Origin of the sequence: Streptococcus anginosus, assembly GCF_001697145.1 — a bacterium.
Lineage (GTDB): Bacteria > Bacillota > Bacilli > Lactobacillales > Streptococcaceae > Streptococcus > Streptococcus hominis.
The window spans coordinates 199624-224388 of the sequence record NZ_CP012719.1; the positions used below are offsets into that span (position 1 = coordinate 199624).

At 40.0% G+C, this 24765-nt stretch carries 23 protein-coding genes; all 23 read left to right on the top strand.

Annotated features, from left to right (window positions below; translation table 11 throughout):
• The first annotated feature begins 113 nt into the window (after positions 1-113).
• The 23 genes from SanJ4206_RS01025 (at position 114) to SanJ4206_RS01135 (ending at position 24574) form a co-directional block, all read left to right on the top strand.
• Complete coding sequence (locus SanJ4206_RS01025) at positions 114-5027, top strand: antigen I/II family LPXTG-anchored adhesin (protein ID WP_157622002.1); 4914 nt, start codon at positions 114-116, stop codon at positions 5025-5027.
• A gap of 182 nt (positions 5028-5209) precedes the next feature.
• Positions 5210-5893 carry a CHAP domain-containing protein gene (locus SanJ4206_RS01030; protein ID WP_003028465.1) on the top strand — a complete coding sequence of 228 codons (684 nt, stop codon included), beginning with the start codon at positions 5210-5212 and terminating at the stop codon, positions 5891-5893.
• Between the two features lie 150 nt (positions 5894-6043).
• The gene (locus tag SanJ4206_RS01035) at positions 6044-6574 is read left to right on the top strand and encodes an FUSC family protein (RefSeq protein ID WP_003028466.1); all 531 of its coding nucleotides are present in this window, start codon (positions 6044-6046) and stop codon (positions 6572-6574) included.
• Positions 6575-6650: 76 nt separating this feature from the next.
• Positions 6651-7010 (top strand): MerR family transcriptional regulator, encoded by a 360-nt coding sequence (locus tag SanJ4206_RS01040; protein ID WP_003028467.1) that lies wholly within the window; start codon positions 6651-6653, stop codon positions 7008-7010.
• Positions 7011-7048: 38 nt separating this feature from the next.
• On the top strand, positions 7049-8395 hold the full coding sequence (glnA, locus tag SanJ4206_RS01045; RefSeq protein ID WP_022525292.1) for a type I glutamate--ammonia ligase: 1347 nt from the start codon (positions 7049-7051) through the stop codon (positions 8393-8395).
• Positions 8396-8579: 184 nt separating this feature from the next.
• Entirely contained in the window at positions 8580-8945 is a 366-nt protein-coding gene (locus SanJ4206_RS01050; RefSeq protein ID WP_022525291.1) for a DUF1033 family protein, read from the top strand.
• 69 nt (positions 8946-9014) lie between these two features.
• Positions 9015-9956, top strand: coding sequence for a competence type IV pilus ATPase ComGA (comGA, locus tag SanJ4206_RS01055; protein WP_003028470.1), 942 nt, complete (start codon positions 9015-9017; stop codon positions 9954-9956).
• Positions 9898-10920, top strand: a complete 1023-nt coding sequence (comGB, locus tag SanJ4206_RS01060; protein WP_003028472.1) for a competence type IV pilus assembly protein ComGB — start codon at positions 9898-9900, stop codon at positions 10918-10920. Before comGA ends, comGB begins: the two co-directional genes overlap by 59 nt.
• Entirely contained in the window at positions 10917-11234 is a 318-nt protein-coding gene (comGC, locus tag SanJ4206_RS01065) for a competence type IV pilus major pilin ComGC (protein ID WP_003028473.1), read from the top strand. The genes comGB and comGC overlap by 4 nt, the downstream gene beginning before the upstream one ends.
• Positions 11194-11622 (top strand): competence type IV pilus minor pilin ComGD, encoded by a 429-nt coding sequence (comGD, locus tag SanJ4206_RS01070; protein ID WP_037582611.1) that lies wholly within the window; start codon positions 11194-11196, stop codon positions 11620-11622. The genes comGC and comGD overlap by 41 nt, the downstream gene beginning before the upstream one ends.
• The gene (gene comGE, locus SanJ4206_RS01075) at positions 11594-11887 is read left to right on the top strand and encodes a competence type IV pilus minor pilin ComGE (protein WP_003028475.1); all 294 of its coding nucleotides are present in this window, start codon (positions 11594-11596) and stop codon (positions 11885-11887) included. The genes comGD and comGE overlap by 29 nt, the downstream gene beginning before the upstream one ends.
• Entirely contained in the window at positions 11871-12308 is a 438-nt protein-coding gene (gene comGF / locus SanJ4206_RS01080; RefSeq protein WP_003028476.1) for a competence type IV pilus minor pilin ComGF, read from the top strand. Before comGE ends, comGF begins: the two co-directional genes overlap by 17 nt.
• Entirely contained in the window at positions 12289-12615 is a 327-nt protein-coding gene (comGG, locus tag SanJ4206_RS01085; RefSeq protein WP_003028477.1) for a competence type IV pilus minor pilin ComGG, read from the top strand. The genes comGF and comGG overlap by 20 nt, the downstream gene beginning before the upstream one ends.
• 67 nt (positions 12616-12682) lie before the next feature.
• Positions 12683-13636: a class I SAM-dependent methyltransferase gene (locus SanJ4206_RS01090; protein WP_003028478.1), complete on the top strand. Its 954-nt coding sequence runs from the start codon at positions 12683-12685 to the stop codon at positions 13634-13636.
• Positions 13637-13682: 46 nt separating this feature from the next.
• On the top strand, positions 13683-14882 hold the full coding sequence (locus SanJ4206_RS01095) for an acetate kinase (RefSeq protein WP_003028479.1): 1200 nt from the start codon (positions 13683-13685) through the stop codon (positions 14880-14882).
• Between the two features lie 388 nt (positions 14883-15270).
• Complete coding sequence (gene glmS, locus SanJ4206_RS01100; RefSeq protein ID WP_003028480.1) at positions 15271-17085, top strand: glutamine--fructose-6-phosphate transaminase (isomerizing); 1815 nt, start codon at positions 15271-15273, stop codon at positions 17083-17085.
• Positions 17086-17522: 437 nt separating this feature from the next.
• Positions 17523-19655 (top strand): AAA family ATPase, encoded by a 2133-nt coding sequence (locus SanJ4206_RS01105; protein ID WP_022525288.1) that lies wholly within the window; start codon positions 17523-17525, stop codon positions 19653-19655.
• Positions 19656-19851: 196 nt separating this feature from the next.
• On the top strand, positions 19852-21309 hold the full coding sequence (locus tag SanJ4206_RS01110) for a PTS ascorbate transporter subunit IIC (protein ID WP_003028488.1): 1458 nt from the start codon (positions 19852-19854) through the stop codon (positions 21307-21309).
• A gap of 30 nt (positions 21310-21339) precedes the next feature.
• A complete protein-coding gene (locus SanJ4206_RS01115; protein WP_003028490.1) occupies positions 21340-21621 on the top strand; it encodes a PTS sugar transporter subunit IIB in 282 nt (93 codons plus the stop codon).
• Between the two features lie 186 nt (positions 21622-21807).
• Positions 21808-22293, top strand: coding sequence for a PTS sugar transporter subunit IIA (locus SanJ4206_RS01120; protein ID WP_006269994.1), 486 nt, complete (start codon positions 21808-21810; stop codon positions 22291-22293).
• A gap of 47 nt (positions 22294-22340) precedes the next feature.
• Positions 22341-23006, top strand: coding sequence for a 3-keto-L-gulonate-6-phosphate decarboxylase UlaD (locus tag SanJ4206_RS01125; RefSeq protein ID WP_003032302.1), 666 nt, complete (start codon positions 22341-22343; stop codon positions 23004-23006).
• 3 nt (positions 23007-23009) lie between these two features.
• On the top strand, positions 23010-23879 hold the full coding sequence (locus tag SanJ4206_RS01130) for an L-ribulose-5-phosphate 3-epimerase (protein ID WP_022525287.1): 870 nt from the start codon (positions 23010-23012) through the stop codon (positions 23877-23879).
• Positions 23873-24574, top strand: a complete 702-nt coding sequence (locus SanJ4206_RS01135) for an L-ribulose-5-phosphate 4-epimerase (RefSeq protein ID WP_003028497.1) — start codon at positions 23873-23875, stop codon at positions 24572-24574. Before SanJ4206_RS01130 ends, SanJ4206_RS01135 begins: the two co-directional genes overlap by 7 nt.
• The last annotated feature ends 191 nt before the right edge of the window (positions 24575-24765 follow it).

The window sequence follows — 24765 nt, forward strand, 5'->3', positions numbered from 1 at the left end:
GATTGAAAGAGTGTGCTACACACTTGTAAATGTTTTGAAAAGTTGCTAAAATATAATAAGTGTCAAATTTAAAGTAATTTGAACAATCTAATAATTTGAAATAAGGAAGAAAAATGCAAAAAAGAGAAGTATTTGGTTTTCGTAAAAGTAAAATTAGCAAAACGCTTTGTGGCGCTGTTCTAGGGACCGTAGCAGCGGTTTCTATGGCAGGACAACATGTTTTTGCTGATGAAACGACAACAACGACAAGTAAAGTAGATACCACAGCTGTGGTTGGAACCCAAACAGGCAATCCAGCCACTAATTTGCCAGATGCTCAAGGAAATGCGAGCAATGAAGCAGAACAGAGTCAAAAACAAGCTGGAGAGTCAAATGGCTCCATGCCAGTAGAAGTGCCTAAAACTGATGTTAATCAAGCAATAAATAATGCTCAAGCTGCTGGTGTTAATGTTGTCCAAGATGAAACTGTTGATAAAGGGACGGTAAAAACAGCTCAAGAGGCGGATCAAAAAGAAACTGAAATTAAAGAAGACTATGCCAAACAAGCTGAAGACATCAAGAAAACGACAGATCAATATAAGTCGGATGTAGCCGCTCATGAAGCAGAAGTTTCTAAGATCAACGCTGAAAATCAAGCAACTAAAGAACAATATGAGAAGGATATGGCTGCTCACAAAGCAGAGGTTGAACGGATTAATGCCGCCAACGCAGCAGCAAAAGCTGAATACGCAGCTAAATTAGCCCAATATCAAGCTGATTTAGCGGCTATCCGAAAAGCTAATGCCGATAACGAAGCAGATTATCAAACCCAATTAGCCGCCTATCAAGCAGAATTAGAACGTGTTCAAAAAGCCAATGCCGAAGCTAAGGCTGCCTATGAAAAAGCAGTAGCAGAAAATACAGCAGCCAATGCAGCGATTACAGCAGAAAACGAAGCCATCAAACAGCGCAATGCAACAGCAAAAGCTGAATACGCAGCTAAATTAGCCCAATATCAAGCTGATTTAGCGGCTATCCGAAAAGCTAATGCCGATAACGAAGCAGATTACCAAGCCAAGCTGGCAGCTTATCAAACAGAGCTGGCTCGTGTTCAAAAAGCCAATGCCGAAGCTAAGGCTGCCTATGAAAAAGCAGTAGCAGAAAATACAGTGGCCAATGCAGCGATTACAGCAGAAAACAAAGCCATCAAACAGCGCAATACAATCGCAAAAGCAGATTATGAAGCTAAATTAGCTCAATATCAAGCGGATTTAGCTGCGGTGAAAAAAGCTAATGCCGATAACGAAGCAGATTACCAAGCCAAGCTGGCAGCTTATCAAACAGAGCTGGCTCGTGTTCAAAAAGCCAATGCCGAAGCTAAGGCTGCCTATGAAAAAGCAGTAGCAGAAAATACAGTGGCCAATGCAGCGATTACAGCAGAAAACAAAGCCATCAAACAGCGCAATACAATCGCAAAAGCAGATTATGAAGCTAAATTAGCTCAATACCAAGCGGATCTTGCTAAATATCAAAAAGATCTAGCTGAATATCCAAGCAAGCTCAAAGCCTATGAAGATGAACAGGCAGCTATTAAGGCAGCGCTAGCTGAACTAGAAAAACATAAAAATGAAGATGGGAACTTAACTGAACCTTCTGCTCAAAGCTTGGTCTACGATCTTGAACCAAATGCAAATCTATCTTTGACAACAAATGGGAAGTTCCTTAAGGCTTCTGCTGTGGATGATGCATTTAGCAAAAGTACGTCAAAAGGAAAATATGATCAAAAGATCCTGCAGTTAGATGATTTAGATATAAGCAACTTAGAGCAGGTTGATGATGTGGCTTCATCTATGGAACTTTATGGTAATTTTGGCACTAAAGCAGGTTGGACTACAACAGTCAGCAGTTCTGGTGTGGCAAAGTGGGGTTCTGTACTCTTAGAGCGCGGTCAAAGTGCTACGGCAACCTATACTAATCTTCAAAATTCCTACTATAATGGTAAAAAGATTTCTAAAATTGTTTACAAGTATACAGTAGACCCTGAATCAAAATTTAAGGGTCAAAAGGTTTGGTTAGGTATTTTCACTGATCCAACTTTAGGTGTTTTTGCTTCCGCTTATACTGGTCAGGTAGAGCAAAATACTTCCATCTTCATTAAAAATGAATTTACTTTTTATGACGAAGAGGGAAATCCGATCAACTTTGACAATGCCCTGCTATCAGTAGCTTCTCTTAATCGTGAACATAATTCTATTGAAATGGCTAAAGATTATACAGGTAAATTCGTTAAAATTTCAGGGTCATCCATTGGTGAGAAAAATGGTATGATTTATGCAACGGATACCCTAAACTTTAAACAGGGTGAAGGCGGTGCCCGTTGGACTATGTATAAGAACAGTCAATCAGGTTCTGGTTGGGATACTTCAGATGCCCCTAACTCCTGGTATGGTGCAGGTGCTATTAAGATGTCTGGGTCTAATAACAAAGTTACAGTAGGTGCAACCTCCGCAACAAATGTAATGTCCGTTTCTGAAATGCCTAAAGTCAACGGAAAAGACAATACAGAAGGGAAAAAACCAAATATTTGGTACTCCCTCAATGGTAAGATTCGTGCGGTTAATGTTCCTAAGGTGACCAAGGAAAAACCAACACCACCGGTGGAACCAACATCTCCCGCTCAACCAACCTATGAGACCGAAAAACCAATAGAGCCGGCTCCAGTAGCTCCGACTTATGAAGCAAAGCCAACACCGCCAACCAGAACTCCGGACAAGGAAGAGCCCAATAAGCCGACAGAACCCACTTATGAGACCGAAAAACCAATAGAGCCGGCTCCAGTAGCTCCGACTTATAAAGCAAAGCCAACACCGCCAACCAGAACTCCGGACAAGGAAGAGCCCAATAAGCCGACAGAGCCGACTTATGAGACCGAAAAACCAATAGAGCCGGCTCCAGTAGCTCCGACTTATGAAGCAAAGCCAACACCGCCAACCAGAACTCCGGACAAGGAAGAGCCCAATAAGCCGACAGAGCCGACTTATGAGACCGAAAAACCAATAGAGCCAGATCCAGTAGCTCCGACCTATGAAGCAAAGCCAACACCGCCAACCAGAACTCCGGACAAGGAAGAGCCCAATAAGCCGACAGAACCAACTTATGAGACTGAAAAACCAATAGAGCCGGCTCCTGTTGAGCCAAGCTATGAGGCAGAGCCAACACCGCCAACCCCAACACCAGATCAACCGGAACCAAACAAACCTGCTGAACCAACTTATGAGGTGTTACCAACGCCACCAGCAGATCCTGTCTATAAGAAGACGCCTCCGGCTCGGGCTGTACCGACTGTTCACTACCATTACTTTAAGTTAGCCGTACAGCCACAAGTCAATAAAGAAATTAAAAATAATAATGATGCGAATATTGATAAAACGCTGGTAGCTAAACAGTCTATCGTTAAGTTTCAGTTGAAGACGGCTGATCTACCAGCTGGACGGGATAAGACGACTTCCTTTGTTTTAGCCGATCCATTACCCTCTGGCTATCAATTGGATCTTGAGGCAACGAAAGTAGCTAGTCCTGGCTTTGATGTTAGCTATGATTCAGCGACGAATACAGTTACCTTCAAAGCAACTGCACAAACTTTAGCTTCTTTTAATGCGGATCTGACCAAGTCAGTAGCAACGGTTTATCCGACCGTAGTGGGACAAGTCCTTAATGATGGTGCAACTTATAAGAATAACTTCACGCTGACAGTCAATGATGCTTATGGAATTAAATCCAATATCGTTCGTGTGACAACACCGGGCAAACCAAACGATCCGGATAATCCAAGTAACAACTACATCAAACCAAACAAGGTAAACAAGAACAAAGATGGTGTGGTGATTGATGGGAAAACTGTTCTTGCAGGATCAACCAACTATTATGAGCTGACTTGGGATTTGGATCAATACAAAGGAGATAAATCGTCAGCGGATACCATTCAAAAAGGGTTCTATTATGTTGATGATTATCCAGAAGAAGCACTGGATTTACGTCAGGATTTAGTGACGATGAAAGATGCTAATGGAAATCCTGTAACAGGTGTCAGCGTCGCTCATTATAAGAGTGTGGAGACTGCACCTCAAGCAGTTAAAGATATGCTTACCAAAGCCCGTATTCATCCTAAAGGTGCTTTCCAAGTCTTTACGGCAGATGATTCACAAGCGTTTTATGATACTTATGTTAAAACGGGCATCAATTTGACGCTTGTCTCTCCGATGGTGGTGAAAGCACAAATGGGTCAAACAGGTGGCAGCTATGAAAACCGAGCCTACCAAATTGACTTTGGCAATGGTTATGAATCCAATATTGTCACGAATAATGTCCCTAAAATTGATCCTAAAAAGGATGTCACTTTAACATTGGATCCCGCAGACACCAACAATGTGGATGGTCAAACACTTCCGTTAAATACAGTCTTTAATTACCGTTTAATCGGTGGTATCATTCCTTCCAATCATTCAGAAGAGCTCTTTGAATATAGTTTCTCTGATGATTATGATCAAACAGGCGATCAATATACTGGTCAGTATAAGGTCTTTGCCAAGGTTGATATGACTCTTAAAGATGGAACAGTTATCAAATCAGGTGATGATTTAACGAAGTATACGGAAGCAGAAGTTGATTCAGTTAAAGGGATCATTACGATTAAATTCAAGGAAGATTTCTTACGCTCTGTTTCAGTTGATTCAGCCTTCCAAGCCGAAAGCTATGTCCAAATGAAACGGATTGTAGTTGGCACTTTTGAAAATACCTATGTAAATACGGTTAATGGTGTGACTTACGCATCTAATACAGTTCGTACAACGACACCAAAACCGAAAACTCCAACCCCATCAACCCCATCAACTCCAGCTAAACCGAAGCAGGCACTTCATGCTTTAGCTGTTCCAAGCCTTCCAAGAACAGGAACGAGTGTGAGCTATATGCCTTACTTGGGAGTAGCTGCATTGTTAAGTGTTTTAGGCTTAGGACAGTTAAAACGGAAAACAGAGGAGAATGACTAAGTTTTGGTTGGATTGACTTGAGATTTTCCGTTAATTTATGGCTATTTTAATAAGGCTAAAAGATAGATTTTAAGCTTCTGTCTTTTAACCTTATTTTTTGTAATGATTTCAAAATATAGGATTAAAATTTATGCAATAATTATATAGTAATATAGGATAGGAAATAGAAAAAGGAGAAGGTTATGAAAGTCAGTCAATTATCTAAGTATCCCCATATAGGCAAGTTTACAGTTGGGCTCTCAGCAGCTGTTTTATTGTTGATAGTAAGTAAAAACACAGCTAAAGCAGATGCCTATACAGTTCAATATGGTGATTCATTTTATGATATTGCGACAAAATTTGGAATGAGTCCCTATGATTTAGCGGCAAAAAATGGAAAAATAATTTACGATACTATCCTTCCTGTAGATACGTTACAAGTAAATGGCCCAACGGCTACTACTGTTAGTCAGACAAATGCAGTAGCACAACCAACTGCTACAAGTGCAGGTCCAAGTTCTGATACAGAGGATGTGGTACTAAATACGCCTACAACAACAGGAAACTCTTATCCAGTTGGTCAATGCGCTTGGGGTGTAAAAACATTGGCACCTTGGGCTAGTAATTGGTGGGGAAATGCAAAAGATTGGGTTGCCAATGCTGCATACTCAGGCTTTCGTATAGGAACAACTCCTCAAGTTGGAGCCATTGCTGTTTGGGATGGCGGTCAATTTGGACATGTAGCCTATGTAACAGCTGTGGCAAATAATCGCGCAATTCAAGTGCTGGAGTCAAATTACAAAGGTCAAAAACAAGTTAACAATTACCGTGGTTGGTTTGACCCTACAATATTTTATGGAAAGGTAACTTATATTTACCCTTATTGATAAACTTTTCCTATACATAGAAATCATTAAATAATGAAAGTGGAATAGTTAGTTGTTCCACTTTTTTTATTGGAAAAATATAATTCCATAAGAAAGTTCATTATCTTTTCTCTAAAATATGTTAGAATAAAGATAAAAGGAAATGCGTGAATGGGTTATTTTAAGAAGTATAAGTTTGATAAGTCGAAATTTAAATTAGGAATGCGAACCTTTAAAACGGGGGTCGCGGTTTTTATTGTTCTGCTTGTCTTTGGGCTTTTTGGCTGGAAAGGGTTACAGATTGGTGCTCTGACAGCTGTTTTCAGTTTGCGCGAAGATTTTGATAAGAGCGTCCATTTTGGAACCTCTCGTATTTTAGGAAATAGTATTGGTGGTTTGTATGCCTTGCTCTTCTTTCTCATCAATAACCTGTTTCATGAGCAGTTTTGGGTGACCTTACTGGTTGTTCCTCTTTGTACGATGTTAACGATTATGACAAATGTCGCTATGAACAACAAAGCGGGAGTGATTGGTGGTGTTTCTGCCATGCTGATTATTACTTTATCTATTCCCACAGGAGAGACAGTTTTGTATGTATTTGCACGTGTCTTTGAGACGTTCATGGGGGTTTTCGTTGCCATGCTGGTCAATTCTGATGTGGATCGCTTGCGGAAAGTATTGAAATTAAAAAGCGAAGAATAATGTTAGAAAATATAACATGAGTTCTTGACATAGAAATTTTTTCAGATTATAATAGAGTATAAGAAAGGAATTTGCAATGAAGGAAAAAGAATTTCGTCGCAATATGGCTGTTTTTCCTATTGGTAGCGTTATGAAATTGACGGATTTGACAGCACGTCAGATTCGTTATTATGAAGATCAAGAATTGATCAAGCCTGATCGAAATGAAGGAAATCGCCGCATGTATTCATTAAATGATATGGATCGCTTGTTGGAGATTAAAGATTACATTTCAGAAGGTTACAATATTGCTGCGATTAAGCGAAAATATGCCGAGCGCGAAGCGAAATACAAGAAGCCGGTGAGTGAGAAAGACGTTCGTCGAGCCCTTCATAAAGACATTTTACAACAAGGTCGCTTTGCTTCTTCCCTTCCACCATTTGGTCGTATGCATTGACCAATATCAATTTTTTTAAATTTCATAAGGAGATACTCATGCCAATTACAGTAGCTGACATTCGTCGCGAAGTGAAAGAAAAAAATGTTACCTTTATCCGTTTGATGTTTTCGGATGTTTTAGGAACGATGAAAAACGTTGAAATTCCAGCGACCGATGAACAGCTGAATAAAGTTTTGTCAAATAAAGTAATGTTTGACGGTTCTTCCATTGAAGGTTTTGTGCGTATCAATGAGTCAGATATGTACCTTTATCCTGACTTGGATACATGGACGGTTTTCCCTTGGGGAGACGAAAACGGAAGTGTCGCAGGACTGATTTGCGATGTCTATACGACGGAAGGAACGCCTTTTAAAGGAGATCCACGTGGAAATTTAAAACGCGCTTTACGTCACATGGAAGAATTAGGATTCAAATCCTTTAATTTAGGTCCTGAGCCAGAATTTTTCTTATTTAAACTCGATGAGAATGGCGATCCAACTCTTGAAGTGAATGATAAGGGTGGGTACTTTGACCTTGCGCCGACTGATCTGGCTGATAATACACGCCGTGAAATCGTCAATGTCCTTACAACGATGGGATTTGAAGTAGAGGCCAGTCACCATGAAGTAGCAATCGGTCAGCACGAAATTGACTTTAAATACGATGAAGTGCTCCGTGCCTGTGATAAGATTCAATTGTTCAAACTGGTTGTCAAAACAATTGCTCGCAAGCATGGTTTGTACGCAACGTTTATGGCGAAACCAAAATTTGGTATTGCCGGTTCAGGTATGCACTGTAATATGTCACTCTTTAATCAAGATGGTCAGAATGCATTTTTTGATCCGGAAGATCCAAATGGTATGCAATTATCAGAAACAGCGTACTATTTTCTTGGTGGCTTAATTAAGCATGCTTACAATTATACAGCTATCATGAACCCAACTGTCAATTCTTACAAACGTTTGGTTCCGGGGTATGAAGCTCCTGTGTATATTGCTTGGGCAGGACGAAATCGTTCTCCACTTGTTCGCGTGCCAGCTTCACGCGGTATGGGAACACGTTTGGAATTGCGCTCTGTTGACCCAATGGCTAACCCTTATATTGCTATGGCGGTTCTTCTTGAAGTTGGACTTCATGGGGTTGAAAATAAAATCGAAGCCCCTGCTCCGATTGAAGAAAATATCTATGTCATGACAGCAGAAGAGCGCAAAGAAGCGGGTATTACAGACCTTCCTTCTACTCTACATAATGCAGTGAAAGCACTGACAGAAGATGAAGTTGTAAAAGCTGCACTTGGGAACCATATTTATACAAGCTTTGTAGAAGCAAAACGTATCGAATGGGCAAGCTATGCCACTTTCGTTTCCCAATGGGAAGTAGACAACTATCTTGATTTATATTAATAAATTGGAAACGAGGCTTAGAAAAAGTCTCGTTTTCTTGATGAATGAAAAACGACTAATCAGAATAATGCCACTTTTTTCTACAGTTTTGAGCAAATGGCGAAAAAACTGGTATAATGGAGCATATTTATTGAAAATTATGACATTTTCGGTATAATAAACAGAACAAAGGGAGGTGAAGCAGGTGTATCGTGTTATTGAAATGTATGGCAAAGATGAACCGTGGTGGTTTTTCGACGGCTGGGAAGCTAATATCGTATCAGTACAGCATTTTGATAACTATTATGCTGCTTTAAAATATTATAAACGCCAATGGCTGAAGTTGGCAGATTCTTTTCCTTTCTATAAAAGTCGAAGTGATTTGATGTCTATTTTTTGGGATGCAGGAGATTTGCGTTGGTGCGAGGAATGTGGCGACTCTGTTCAGCAGTATCATTCTCTGGCTCTGTTAGAAAATGATACTGTTATTCCTAAAGAAAAAATGCAGCCGGGCTACAATAAACAAAATAGTGAAGAAGAACATCGTGCCTGCTCTCTAACATTTAAATAATTTGCAAAATGGTGATTTTTTCACCATTTTTTATTTTCTTCTGCGAATAGTATAAAGTGAGGAGGAGATATGGTTCAAAATATTGCACAGGCTATTATTTGCCAAGCTAAGGAAGAACAGGCTCAGGATATTTACGTTGTTCCAAAAGAAAATATGTATGAGCTATACATGCGAATTGGCGATGAACGGCGTTTCATCCAACAGTATGCATTTGAAGAGATGGCAGCAGTAATTAGTCATTTCAAGTTTACCGCTGGAATGAATGTCGGCGAAAAACGTAGAAGCCAGTTAGGATCTTGTGATTATCAATATGGTGACAAGCAAACGTCACTACGACTGTCAACAGTAGGGGATTATCGTGGATATGAAAGTCTGGTGATTCGTTTATTACATGATGAAGAGGCAGAGTTGAAGTTTTGGTTTGCTCAAATCCCAGAGTTAAAAGAACGCTTCAAACAGCGAGGGCTTTATCTTTTTTCGGGACCAGTAGGGAGTGGAAAAACAACTCTCATGCACCAACTCGCCCAAGAGCGTTTTGCTGGTCAGCAAATCATGTCCATTGAAGACCCTGTTGAAATCAAGCAGCCTAGCATGTTACAGTTGCAATTAAATGAAGCGATTGGTTTGACTTATGAAAATTTGATTAAACTTTCTCTACGGCACCGACCGGATTTGCTAATCATCGGAGAAATTCGAGATGGGGAGACAGCACGGGCTGTTGTCCGAGCTAGCTTGACAGGAGTGACTGTCTTTTCAACCATTCATGCTAAAAGCGTACGAGGTGTCTATGAACGGTTGTTGGAATTGGGAGTGACAGAAGCCGAGCTGAAAATTGTCTTGCAAGGGATTTGTTACCAACGTTTAATTGCAAAAGGAGGAATAGTGGATTTTGTCAGTGAAAAGTATCAAGAACACGAGCCAATCGACTGGAATAGGCAGATTGATCAGCTTCATGCAGCAGGACATATCAATCTTGAACAAGCAGAAGCGGAAAAAATTATCCACAGTTAAGCAGAAAAAGGTCGTAGAGTTACTGAATAATCTTTTTTCTAGTGGCTTTCATTTGGCAGAAATTATCGACTTTTTGAAGCGAAGTGCCTTGTTAGAAGAAGTCTATGTGGACAGGATGAAAGAGGGGTTGTCAACAGGAAAGTCTTTTTCGGACATCATGGCAAGCTTAGGTTTTTCAGATAATGTAGTAACACAACTTTCGCTGGCAGAATTACACGGAAATCTCTCACTCAGCCTGAGTAAGATTGAGGAATACTTGGAAAATGTCTCAAAAATTAAGAAAAAGTTGGTTGAAGTGGCGACTTATCCCTTTATTTTGTTTGTCTTTTTGATATTCATTATGCTGGGGTTACGTAATTATTTACTCCCGCAACTCGATCGTCAAAATGTAGCAACGCAGATTATCAGTAATTTGCCGCAACTTTTTCTGGGTTCATTAGGAGTAGTCTTTGTTTTGTTAGCGATAGGTTTTTATTGGTTCCAAAAAAACTCAAAAATAACAACATTTGGCTTGTTAGCTCGCCTTCCCTTTTTTGGCGCTTTTATTCAAACGTATTTGACAGCTTATTATGCGAGAGAATGGGGAAATATGATTGGTCAAGGTTTAGAACTTAGTCAGATTTTTCAGATGATGCAAGGACAACGCTCTGCTATGTTTCAAGAAATTGGGAAAGATTTAGAAGTTGCACTGCAAAATGGTCAGGAATTTTCGAAAAGGGTTAAAACATACCCATTTTTTAAAAAGGAATTGGGCTTGATGATCGAATACGGCGAAGTGAAGTCTAGATTGGGGCGTGAATTAGAAGTTTATGCTCAAAAAACATGGGAGACATTTTTTAAACGTGTTCACCAAGCGATGAATGTCATCCAACCACTAGTGTTTGTCTTTGTGGCTTTAATGATTGTATTGTTGTATGCAGCCATGTTGCTGCCAATTTATCAAAATATGGAGGTTCAATTATGAAAAAATTAAAAAGTTTGAAGGTTAAAGGTTTTACTTTAGTAGAGATGTTAGTCGTGCTTCTTATCATCAGTGTTTTGATGCTCTTATTTGTACCGAATTTGACCAAGCAAAAAGAAGCGGTGACGGAAAAAGGAAATGCAGCGGTGGTAAAAGTTGTGGAAAGCCAAGCGGAGCTGTTTGAGGTCAATCACACTAATGAAAAAGCGACACTCTCAAAATTAGTCAACGAAGGTACGATTACAGACAAGCAAGCGGCATCTTATAAGGCTTACTATGCGAAACATACAAAAGAAGCTCGTTCCGTTGCAGATTAAGGGATTTACGCTTTTGGAAAGTTTGCTGACTTTATTTATAACGAGTTTCTTATTGCTTGCTGTATCGGGCTCTGTTCGTTCTTCTTTTGAACAGGTGGAAGAGCAGATTTTCTTTCTGGAGTTTGAGCATTTTTATCGGGAAAGTCAGAAGTTGAGCAGTTCAGCTCAAAGTCAATTGGACATGAATTTTTCTCGCGAGAGGATTTCCAATGGTTACAACCGTTTGGCGGTTCCTCGTTCGATTCAAGCGCCAGAAGATTTGACGCTTCATTTTGATAAGGCAGGTGGTAATTCATCGCTCGGAAAGATTGTCTTTCAGACAAAAAAGCAGACAGTTATGTATCAATTATATCTAGGAAATGGAAAATTTAAGAAAACAATGCGTTAGAGGAACAATTTTATTAGAGGCGCTGCTGGCTTTGGCTGTTTTTGCGACAATTGTGACCCTGTTGTTGGGACAAATTCACCAGTCTCGAAAAGCAGAAAATGACTTGCTTAGAGAAGAAGAAGTTTTAAGGGTAGCTAAAATGGCTTTGCAGACAAAGCAAAGCCATTTGACAATGAATGGTATTGAAGTGCGTGTTGAAACAAGTCAACAAGGTATTCAAATTTATCATGGGAAGGAGCTGATTCTCGGTGTTCAAGGCAAATAAAGTGAAAGCTTTTACCCTTTTAGAGGCTCTGATTGCCTTATTTGTACTCAGCGGAAGTGTGCTGCTTTTTCAGTCAATGACGCGTCTTCTGGCTTTTGAAGTTCAAGCCCGGCAACATAGTGAACAACGAGAATGGCTTTTGTTTGCTGATCAACTAGAAGCAGAGTTGGCTCGTTCTTCATTTGAAAAGGTGGAGAATAATCGTTTATATATGAAACAGGACGGCAAGGTGATTGCATTTGGAAAGTCAAGTGGACGTGATTTTAGAAAAACCAATGCGAATGGGAAAGGTTACCAGCCGATGGTTTATGATGTGAAAAAAGCAGAAATCTCACAGAAAAATGAGCTGATTCATGTCAGACTGACGTTTAGGCGAGGATTAGAAAGGGAGTTTGTCTATCGTGTGGAAACAGAAAGTTAAAGCGGGCATTATGCTCTATGCCCTCTTTATAGCGGCAGTTTTTAGCTTGCTTTTGCAATTTTACCTTCATCGTCAAACTGCTAATCACAGGAATTTCACCCTAAACCGAGAACGAACACAGGCTTATGCAATGGCTCTTCTAGCCAACGAAAATTCTAAGCAAAGAGAATTTGATAAAGGGCATGTCCAAGACCAAAAGGGTGAGAAAGAGCTCATCCTGACAGTAACAATGAAGTCTGGTCGCCGTTATCAATTTTCCTTTCCGACTGAAAAAGTAAAGCAGACGGGTAAAGAATTGAATAAATGATGTGCGTGCAACAGAGTAAACTCGCAAAAAAAGCTAAATTTTGGTATGATAGGGAGCGGAGGATGCTATGAATTTTGAAAAAATTGAACAGGCCTATGCGCTCTTGTTAGAAAATGTCCAAGAAATCCAAAATGAGCTTTTAACGAGCTTTTATGATGCTTTGATAGAGCAAAATGGCAGCTATCTGGACGGGAATATCGAACTAGATAGTGTTCGACAGAACAATGAAAAACTAAAAGTGTTGAAATTAAACAAAGAAGAATGGCGACGAGCATACCAATTTTTGCTGATGAAAGCGGCTCAAACAGAGCCTTTGCAAGCAAATCATCAATTCACTCCAGATTCTATTGGATTTATCTTAACCTTTCTCATTGATCAATTGAGTAAAAAAGAACACATTGATATTTTAGAAATTGGTAGTGGAATGGGGAATTTAGCTGAGACGATTCTCAATAATACACAAAAAAACGTGGATTATCTAGGGCTGGAATTGGACGATCTGTTAATTGATATATCAGCCAGTATCGCAGATGTGATGGATGCAAAAGTTAGTTTTGTGCAAGGTGATGCGGTGCGCCCGCAAGTATTGAAAGAAAGCGATGTGATTATCAGTGATTTACCAGTTGGCTTTTATCCTGATGATAACATTGCGGCGCGCTATGAAGTGGCTAGTACACAAGAGCATACCTATGCTCATCATCTGTTAATGGAGCAATCGCTCAAGTATCTCAAACCAGATGGCTATGCTATTTTCCTTGCCCCCAATGATTTATTGAGCAGCTCACAAAGTGATTTATTGAAGAAATGGCTACAAAAGCATGCCCAGATAGTTGCGATGATTGCATTGCCAGAAGCACTCTTTGGAAATGCCGCTTATGCCAAGACAATTTTTGTGCTGAAAAAGCAAGAAGAACAAGCTGTTCAACCGTTTGTTTATGCTTTGTCTGATTTGCAAGATCAGAACGATTTATTGGAATTTAGCGAAAAGTTTCAAAATTGGAGCAGAGAAAGTGAAATTTAAACAAGTTTTTGATATAATAAATGAAAACGCTTAAAAGAGGTAATTTATGTCAAAAACAATTTCAATCAATGCTGGAAGTTCAAGTCTAAAATGGCAATTATACGAAATGCCAGCTGAAAAAGTCATTGCCAAAGGACTGATTGAACGGATTGGTCTCAAAGACTCCATTTCAACAGTGAAATTTGACGGTCGTGCAGAAAAGCAAATTTTAGATATTGATGACCATACGCAAGCTGTAAAAATTTTATTAGATGACTTGATGCGCTTTGGTATTATCAAATCCTATGATGAAATCACGGGTGTTGGTCATCGTGTCGTGGCAGGTGGTGAATACTTCAAAGAATCTGCACTGGTTGATAGCGAAGAGGTGATTCAAAAAGTAGAAGAATTAGCACTTCTTGCACCACTTCATAACAAAGCAAATGCAGCAGGAATTCGTGCTTTTAAAGAATTGTTACCGGATATTACAAGTGTTGTTGTATTTGACACATCTTTCCATACAACAATGCCAGAAAAAGCCTACCGCTATCCATTGCCAACCAAATATTATATAGAAAACAAAGTCCGGAAATATGGCGCTCATGGTACAAGTCATCAGTATGTTGCCAAGGAAGCAGCAAAGGCGCTTGGAAAGCCACTTGAAGAGTTGAAGCTAATTACTTGCCATATTGGGAATGGTGCTTCCATTACAGCGGTTGATCAAGGAATTTCTGTAGATACTTCAATGGGCTTTACTCCGCTAGGTGGCGTGATGATGGGAACTCGCACAGGGGATATTGATCCGGCGATTATTCCTTATTTGATAGAGCATACAGAAGATTTTAATACACCAGAAGACATCAATTATATTTTAAACAAACAGTCTGGGCTTTTAGGAGTATCTGAAACATCAAGTGATATGCGCGACATTATTGCAGGAATGCATGAAGGCAATCATAATTGTAAACTGGCTTTTGACATTTTTGTTGATCGCATTCAAAAACATATCGGTCAATATTTTGCTGTTTTAAATGGTGCGGATGCGATTATTTTCACAGCTGGCATCGGAGAAAATTCTGATGAGGTGCGCGAAGCTGTTATTTCAGGTCTATCGTGGTTTGGTTGTGATATTTTACCGGAAAAAAATGTACGTGGAGCTGAAGGGATCATCTCAAGTGATGCTGCTAAGGTGAAAGTGCTTGTCATTCCTACAGATGAAGAATTAGTTATTGCACGTGATGTTGAGCGATTCAAAAACCAAAAATAAAACTTGGAATTTACAAGTCATAATATTTAAGAAGAGAAGCTGAGACAGACAGCCATGAGTGCGCAGCAATCATGGCTGTCTGTCTCACTCTCTTTCATTTTTAGTTTGAAAAAAGATTGTTGAAGTGATTACCTAATGCTCCTGGAACATAAAATGTGAATAAAAATGTCTGAATCAACCGTACAGGTAGGAGAATGAGCTGTTTAAAAGTCTTTTGATTTCCTCTATACTTTCTTTTTGAACTATACCAATTTTCTTGTTGACAAATTCACAATAAAATTATATACTGATTTCGCTTGTTTTGGATAGCTGTGATTAGACTATACCAATTTATAAAACGAAGGAGGAGATAGCAGACTTCTGAAAGTTGTTTGCTATAAATAATAGTATGTGTGGAATCGTTGGAGTTGTTGGAAATCGAAATGCAACAGATATTTTAATGCAAGGTCTAGAAAAATTAGAATATCGGGGTTATGATTCGGCTGGGATTTTTGTGACCAATGGAAAAACATCTAGTTTGGTGAAATCAGTTGGTCGCATAGCTGATCTTCGTGCAAAAATCGGAATTGACGTGGCTGGAACTGCTGGTATTGGGCATACACGCTGGGCAACGCATGGAAAACCAAGCGAAAGCAATGCGCATCCACATACTTCTCAAACTGGACGCTTTGTTTTGGTGCATAATGGTGTGATTGAAAATTACCTTGACATCAAGAACACTTATCTCGCTGGACATGATTTAAAAGGTCAAACGGATACAGAAATTGCGGTTCACTTGATTGGAAAATTCGTTGAGGAAGAGGATTTATCAGTTCTTGAAGCATTCAAAAAAGCTCTTCATATTATCGAAGGCTCTTATGCTTTTGCTTTGATTGATGCAAAAGATGCAGATACAGTTTATGTTGCCAAAAATAAATCCCCTCTTTTGGTTGGCTTAGGAGAAGGCTACAATATGGTCTGCTCAGATGCTATGGCAATGATTCGTGAAACAAGTGAATTTATGGAAATTCACGACAAAGAATTGGTCATTGTGACAAAAGACAATGTCCAAGTGCAAGACTATGACGGTAATCCTATTGAGCGTGAAAGCTACACGGCAGAGCTTGATTTGTCTGACATTGGTAAAGGCACTTATCCTTACTACATGTTGAAGGAGATTGATGAGCAGCCAACTGTGATGCGCAAACTCATTCAAGCTTACACCGATGAAGATGATCAAGTTTCAGTAGATCCAGCCATTATCAAAGCTGTTCAAGAAGCGGACCGTTTGTACATTCTTGCGGCTGGGACATCTTACCATGCTGGTTTTGCGACCAAGCGCATGCTAGAAGAATTAACGGATACACCGGTCGAATTGGGAATTTCTTCTGAGTGGGGCTACAGATGGCCATTGCTTAGCAAGAAACCAATGTTTATCTTGATTAGCCAATCTGGCGAAACAGCCGACAGCCGTCAGGTCTTGGTCAAAGCCAATGCTATGGGAATTCCAAGCTTGACTGTAACCAATGTACCGGGTTCAACGTTGTCTCGTGAAGCGACTCACACGATGCTACTTCATGCAGGACCAGAGATTGCGGTTGCTTCTACAAAAGCTTACACAGCACAAATTGCGACTCTAGCATTCCTTGCGAAAGCAGTTGGCGATGCCAATGACAATGAAAAAGCGAAAACGTTTGATTTAGTGCATGAATTATCCATTGTAGCGCAAGCAATTGAAGCTACACTATCTGAAAAAGACGGTATTGACGAAAAAGTGCGTGATTTACTCGCTACAACACGCAATGCTTTCTATATCGGTCGTGGTCAAGATTATTATGTTGCTATGGAAGCTAGTCTAAAGCTAAAAGAAATTTCTTATATTCAGTGTGAAGGATTTGCAGCAGGAGAATTAAAACATGGAACTATTTCCTTGATTGAAGACGGTACGCCAGTATTAGCCTTGATTTCTTCTGACGAGCAATTGGCCAGCCATACTCGTGGAAATGTGTCAGAGGTCGTAGCGCGTGGTGCAAATGTCTTGACCATTGTGGAAGAAAACGTGGCAAAAGAAGGGGACGATATTGTTTTGATGTCTGTTCATCCATATTTATCACCAATTTCTATGGTTGTGCCGACACAGTTGATTGCCTATTTTGCAACATTGCATCGTGGACTTGACGTAGATAAACCACGGAATTTAGCTAAGTCTGTGACAGTTGAATAATACCTATGAAGAATCATCAAGTGTTGACTTGGTGATTTTTTGTTCCATTGAGATAAAGTAGAAGTATGATTTTAAAAAATTATGTAAAATATAAAATTTTAAACTAGAAAGACTAATATTAAAGTAAAGCCAGTCAGAAAAGAAAAACAAAAATTATGTAAATTTTTTCTAAAAATCTATTGACTTTTTTATTTTTATAGTATATAATTACATTTGTAAACAGAAAGGAATAAAATCCGTTACACTCATCCAAACAAGATGAAATTCTTAGCTGCGCTCAGTTAAAGGGATTTCATCTCTATTTCGGGAGAGGATTAAAATTATGTAAAATATTAACTGCCTTTTATAAATATAAATCCAAAAGATAGAGTTGCTCACTTTGTCTTATATTTTAAGCAGTTGCAAAAATTATGTAAAATAACAAGTGAGGTACAGATATGAACAACAACTACAACAACTTTGATAACATGGATGATCTTTTCAATCAATTGATGGGAAGAATGGGCGGTTTTAATAGTGAAAATCGGCGTTATCTCATCAATGGACGTGAAGTAACACCAGAGGAATTTGCACAATACCGTGCAACGGGAAAACTTCCGAAACAGGCAATGGAGGCTCAAAATCCACAAATGCAAACGCAAACAGGCAATCCAAAACAAGATGGCATTTTAGCAAAATTGGGTCGCAATTTGACAGAGGAAGCGCGTCAAGATATGCTAGATCCCGTCATTGGACGTAACAAGGAAATTCAAGAAACAGCAGAAATTCTGTCTCGTCGGACGAAAAACAATCCAGTTCTAGTCGGAGATGCTGGAGTTGGTAAGACTGCAGTTGTTGAAGGTTTGGCGCAGGCGATTGTTAATGGTGATGTTCCTGCTGCTATTAAGAATAAAGAAATTATTTCTGTAGATATTTCGGGATTAGAAGCAGGTACACAGTATCGTGGTAGCTTTGAAGAAAATATTCAAAATTTGGTTTCTGAAGTAAAAGAAGCGGGCAATGTTATTCTCTTCTTTGATGAAATTCATCAAATCCTCGGTGCTGGAAGCACAGGTGGAGATAGTGGCTCTAAAGGTTTGGCGGATATTTTGAAACCAGCCCTTTCTCGCGGGGATTTAACGGTGATTGGTGCGACAACGCAAGATGAATACCGCAACACCATTTTGAAAAATGCAGCTCTGGCTCGTCGTTTCAATGAAGTAAAGGTAAATGCTCCTTCTGCAGAAGATACTTATAAGATTTTGCAAGGAATTCGTGATTTGTACGAAAAACACCACAATGTTATCTTGCCAGATGAAGTGTTAAAAGCAGCTGTGGATTATTCGATTCAATATATTCCGCAACGCAGTTTGCCAGATAAAGCGATTGACCTAGTGGATGTGACAGCAGCTCACTTGGCAGCTCAACACCCTGTTACAGACGTACACGCCGTGGAACGTGAAATCGCAGAGCAAAAGGCCAAACAAGAAGCTGCAGTTGAAAAAGAAGATTTTGAAACGGCTTTGAATGCTAAGATGCGCATTGAAGAGCTGGAAAAGAAAATTGAAAATCATACAGAAGACATGAAAGTGACAGCAACTGTCAATGATGTGGCAGAGTCTGTAGAACGCATGACGGGTATTCCTGTTTCCCAAATGGGCAGCAGCGATATTGAGCGCTTGAAAGAGATGAATGCGCGCCTGAAAACAAAAGTCATCGGACAAAATGAAGCAGTTGAAGCGGTGGCGCGTGCTATTCGGAGAAATCGTGCAGGTTTTGATGAAGGCAATCGTCCGATTGGTAGCTTCCTCTTTGTCGGACCAACTGGTGTCGGAAAAACAGAGCTAGCTAAGCAATTAGCGCTTGATATGTTTGGTACAAAAGACGCGATTATCCGTTTGGATATGTCTGAATACTCTGACCGTACAGCTGTGTCGAAGCTGATTGGTACAACAGCTGGTTATGTGGGATATGATGACAACAGCAATACCTTGACAGAACGTGTTCGTCGCAATCCATACTCGATCATTTTGCTGGACGAAATCGAAAAAGCTGATTCGCAAGTCATCACGCTGTTACTACAAGTCTTAGATGATGGGCGTTTGACAGATGGACAAGGAAATACTGTCAATTTTAAGAATACGGTTATTATTGCTACTTCTAACGCAGGATTTGGCTATGAAAGCTTTACAGGTGACGAAGAAAAAGATATGAAAATTATGGATCGATTGAAACCATACTTCCGTCCAGAATTCTTGAATCGGTTCAATGCAGTTATTGAATTCTCACACCTTGGTAAAGAAGACTTGGCTGAAATTGTTGAATTGATGCTAGATGAAGTCAACCAAACGCTTGCTAAGAAAGACATCACTCTGACGGTAACGGATGCCGCAAAAGCTTACCTAGCAGAAGAAGGTTACGATGAAGTCATGGGTGTTCGTCCGCTTCGCCGTGTGATTGAACAACAAATCCGTGACAAAGTAACCGACTATCATCTGGATCATTTGGATGTAAAACATCTCTTAGCTGACCTTAAAGATGATGAATTAGTCATTGAGGAAGCAACAGATGATTCAGCTACAAAAGCATAATTCTCCAGAGAAGTGGGCGGTTTCCTATGATTGTAGAACAATCATGGAAGCTGTTCAGCTTCTTTTTTTATTCACCCTATTTTTCACAGTCCAAGAGTGAACAGTTGCTTGTGTAATTCTTGGTCTTTTTGTTACCGCTTACATGGTTTATAATAGGCTTATAAAGAACAAATAAAATAGAAAAAGGAGAGTTAAAATGAACATCATTTTAAACATTCTGAACTGGTTCTCGCAAAATATTTTGCAGAATCCGGCCTTCTTTGTAGGTCTCTTGGTTCTCATTGGCTATGCGTTATTGAAAAAACCAGCGCATGATGTCTATGCTGGTTTCATCAAAGCGACAGTTGGTTATATGCTGTTGAACGTTGGTGCTGGAGGTTTGGTAACAACTTTCCGTCCGATTTTGGCGGCTTTGAACTTTAAGTTTAAGATTGGTGCCGCGGTTATTGACCCATACTTTGGACTAACAGCGGCAAATACAAAGATTGCAGAAGAATTTCCAAACTTTGTCGGAGCAGCAACAACAGCACTTTTGATTGGTTTTGGTGTCAATATCCTGCTCGTTGCTCTTCGGAAAATTACGAAAGTACGGACGCTGTTCATTACAGGTCATATCATGGTTCAACAAGCAGCGACCGTTTCATTGATGGTTCTTCTCCTTGTTCCTCAATTGCGTAATAGCTGGGGCGTGCTGGCAATCGGTGTCATCTGTGGACTTTACTGGGCAGTCAGCTCTAATATGACAGTAGAAGCAACACAACGTTTAACTGGTGGCGGTGGTTTTGCGATTGGTCACCAACAACAGTTTGCGATTTGGTTTGTGGATAAAGTTGCAAGCAAATTTGGCAAGAAAGAAGAAAATCTTGACAATTTGAAGTTGCCAAAATTCTTGTCTATTTTCCATGATACAGTGGTTGCTTCGGCGACATTGATGTTGGTTTTCTTTGGAGCCATTCTCTTAATCTTGGGTCCAGATATCATGTCAAATGCAAAAGTTATCACATCAGGTACAGTTTACAATTCTGCTAAGCAAGACTTTTACATGTATATCATTCAAACAGCCTTCACTTTCTCCGTTTATCTCTTTGTCTTGATGCAAGGTGTACGGATGTTCGTAGCAGAATTGACCAATGCCTTCCAAGGTATCTCTAACAAATTGCTTCCTGGTTCATTCCCAGCTGTGGACGTTGCAGCTTCTTACGGTTTTGGTTCACCAAATGCGGTGCTTTCAGGATTTGCTTTCGGTTTGATTGGACAATTGATTACCATTATGCTCTTAATTGTCTTTAAGAATCCAATTCTGATTATCACCGGTTTCGTTCCAGTATTCTTTGACAATGCAGCGATTGCAGTTTATGCGGATAAACGTGGTGGCTGGAAAGCAGCGGTTATCCTGTCCTTTATCTCAGGGGTGCTACAAGTAGCGCTTGGTGCTCTCTGTGTGGCGCTTCTCGGTCTTGCTTCTTACGGCGGTTACCATGGAAATATTGACTTTGAATTCCCATGGCTTGGATTTGGCTATCTTTTCAAATATCTTGGCATTGTAGGTTACATTCTTGTTTGTGTATTCTTGCTGATTATTCCACAACTACAATTTGCCAAAGCAAAAGACAAGGAAGCCTACTATCGTGGTGATGTTCAAGCAGAAGAATAAAAATAGATTTAAATATTGGAGGAAAATAATATGGTTAAGGTATTAACAGCGTGCGGAAATGGCATGGGCTCATCTATGGTGATTAAGATGAAAGTAGAAAATGCTCTGCGAAAATTAGGACAAACAGATTTTACCGTCAATTCTTGCAGTGTTGGAGAAGCAAAAAGCCTTGCTTCTGGTTATGATATTGTCATTGCTTCTCTTCATTTGATTCATGAATTGGATGGACGGACAAATGGTAAATTGATTGGTCTGGATAATCTGATGGATGACAAAGAAATTACTGAAAAATTGTCTCAGGTACTAAAGTGATGAGGACGACTGACCTTGTCATAAGATTGATACAATAGGAAAGGATGAGGGGCTTAGAGCAAATGCTCTAGCCTCATTCACTTAACAAGAATAGAACTTGGACGAAAATGTTAGAACGGATAGGAAGCGGTAGTTTCTTTAGAAAAGGACTTTTTCTTATTCTTATAACTGATGAAAGGAAACATGATGAACCTAAAGCAAGCATTGATTGAAAATAACTCCATTCGTTTAGGTCTTTCTGCTTCAACTTGGCAAGAAGCGGTCAAACTTGCTGTTGACCCTTTGATTGAAAGTGGAGCTGTTAAGCCTGAATATTATGATGCTATCATCGAATCCACAGAAGGATATGGTCCTTACTATATTTTGATGCCCGGTATGGCTATGCCGCATGCACGCCCAGAAGCTGGTGTTCAAAGAGATGCTTTCTCTTTGGTGACGTTGAAGGAGCCTGTAACTTTCTCGGACGGAAAAGGCGTGAGTGTTTTGTTAGCTCTTGCAGCAACGAGTTCAAAAATTCATACGAGTGTTGCAATTCCACAAATCATTGCTCTTTTTGAATTGGAAAATTCTATTAATCGTTTGTTAGCTTGTCAAACAGAAGCAGAAGTTCTAGCTTTGATTGATGAGTCAAAAAATAGTCCTTATTTAGAAGGATTGGATTTAGATAGTTAGTAAATGGTTGTGTTTCAATATATTAGAAAATAGAAAGTGAGAAAATGATGTCAAAACATATTCCAAATTTACAAGTTGCACTGGATCATTCCGATTTGCAAGGAGCTATTAAAGCAGCTGTCTCGGTAGGTCATGAAGTAGATGTTATTGAAGCAGGAACAGTTTGCCTCTTGCAAGTCGGCAGTGAGTTGGTAGAAGTGCTGCGTAGTTTATTTCCTGATAAAATCATCGTAGCTGATACTAAATGTGCTGACGCTGGTGGTACGGTTGCCAAAAATAATGCCGTTCGCGGAGCGGACTGGATGACTTGCATTTGCTGTGCAACAATTCCAACTATGAAAGCCGCTCTAAAAGCGATTCAAGAAGAACGTGGCGAGCGCGGTGAGATTCAAATTGAACTTTACGGCGATTGGACTTATGAGCAAGCTCAGACTTGGCTTGATGCTGGCATTTCACAAGCCATTTATCACCAATCACGCGATGCTCTTCTTGCTGGCGAAACTTGGGGTGAAAAAGATCTCAATAAAGTTAAGAAATTGATTGAAATGGGCTTTCGTGTGTCTGTGACAGGTGGTTTGAATGTGGATACACTCAAACTCTTTGAAGGAGTGGATGTCTTTACCTTTATTGCTGGACGCGGAATAACAGAAGCTGAAAATCCAGCAGCAGCTGCGCGTGCTTTCAAAGACGAAATCAAGCGAATCTGGGGGTAAACTATGACACGTCCGATTGGAATTTATGAAAAGGCAACGCCTAAGCATTTTTCTTGGCGGGAACGGTTAGAATTTGCCAAGGAAATGGGATTTGATTTTGTGGAAATGTCGGTTGATGAAAGTGACGCTCGGCTGGCGCGTCTCGCTTGGTCTAAAAAAGAACGTCTAGAAATTGTCAAAGCTATCTATGATACAGGTGTGCGGATTCCAAGTATTTGCTTTAGTGGACATCGGCGTTATCCATTAGGCTCAAACAATCCTGAGTTAGAAGCAAAATCGCTTGAAACGATGAAACAATGTATCAAGTTAGCACAGGATTTAGGTGTGCGGGTCATTCAATTAGCAGGTTATGATGTTTATTACGAAGAGAAATCACCTGAAACGCGTGCTCGTTTCTTAAAAAATCTGCGTCTAGCATGTGATTGGGCTGAACAGGCACAAGTTATGTTGGCGATTGAAATCATGGATGACCCATTTATCAACAGCATTGAAAAATATCTGGCTGTGGCGAAAGAAATCAATTCGCCTTATCTCTTTGTCTATCCAGATACAGGTAATGTTTCTGCTTGGCATAATGACCTCTGGAGTGAATTTTACCTTGGTCATCAGGCAATTGCTGCGCTGCACTTAAAAGATACCTATGCCGTGACGGAGCATTCTAAAGGGCAATTTCGAGATGTACCTTTTGGGGAAGGCTGTGTCAATTGGGAAGAAATGTTTGCTGTTTTGAAGAAAACCAATTACCAAGGTCCGTTCTTGATTGAAATGTGGTCTGAGAATTGCGAAACGGTGGAAGAAACCAAAGCTGCTATCAAAGAAGCGCAAGATTTCCTTTATCCACTCATTGAGAAAGCGGGGTTATGTGAATGTTAGTACCAGAATTACGAGAACGTGTTTATAAAGCCAATATGGAGCTTCCAGAGCATGGTTTGGTGAAATTTACCTGGGGAAATGTTTCGGCAATTGATCGTGAGAAGGGCTTGATTGCCATTAAACCTTCTGGTGTAGCGTATGAAAAATTATCTCCAGAAAATATGGTTGTGACTGATTTGGACGGTAATATTGTCGAAGGAGACCTGAATCCGTCGTCAGATTTGCCGACGCATGTGGAACTGTACAAAGCATTTCCAGAAGTGGGTGGCATTGTTCATACGCACTCGACAGAAGGAGTGGCTTGGGCGCAAGCAGGGCGTGATATTCCATGCTATGGCACCACGCACGCTGATACTTTCTACGGTCCAATTCCATGCGCTCGTGCCTTGACACCAGAGGAAATCAATGGCGAGTACGAAAAAGAAACTGGGAAAGTCATTATCGAAGAATTTGCCAAACGTGGCTTAGATCCGCTCGCAGTAGCAGCTGTAACCGTCCGCAATCACGGACCATTTGCTTGGGGCAAGGACGAAAAAGCGGCCGTCTATAATGCAGTTGTCCTTGAAGAAGCCGCTCGTATGGCACGCTACACAGAAGCTATCAATCCAGAAGTGACGGAAGTGCCGCAAGATCTCAAAGATAAGCATTACCTGCGAAAACATGGAAAGAATGCTTACTACGGACAGAAAAAATAATTATGAAAAATCAAGGAGAAGGACGACTACCATGATTGAGAGCAGTCATGATGCCGGTTCCTCGCCTTGCTTTTCTCATTTTGCTATGAAAAAGCGCTAAAAATGACCAAAATAACGAATAAATTCTTTCGATTTCATGTGAATGATGTGTGAAAAGATGTTATAATGGTTTGCAATCCCTTTCAAGGAGT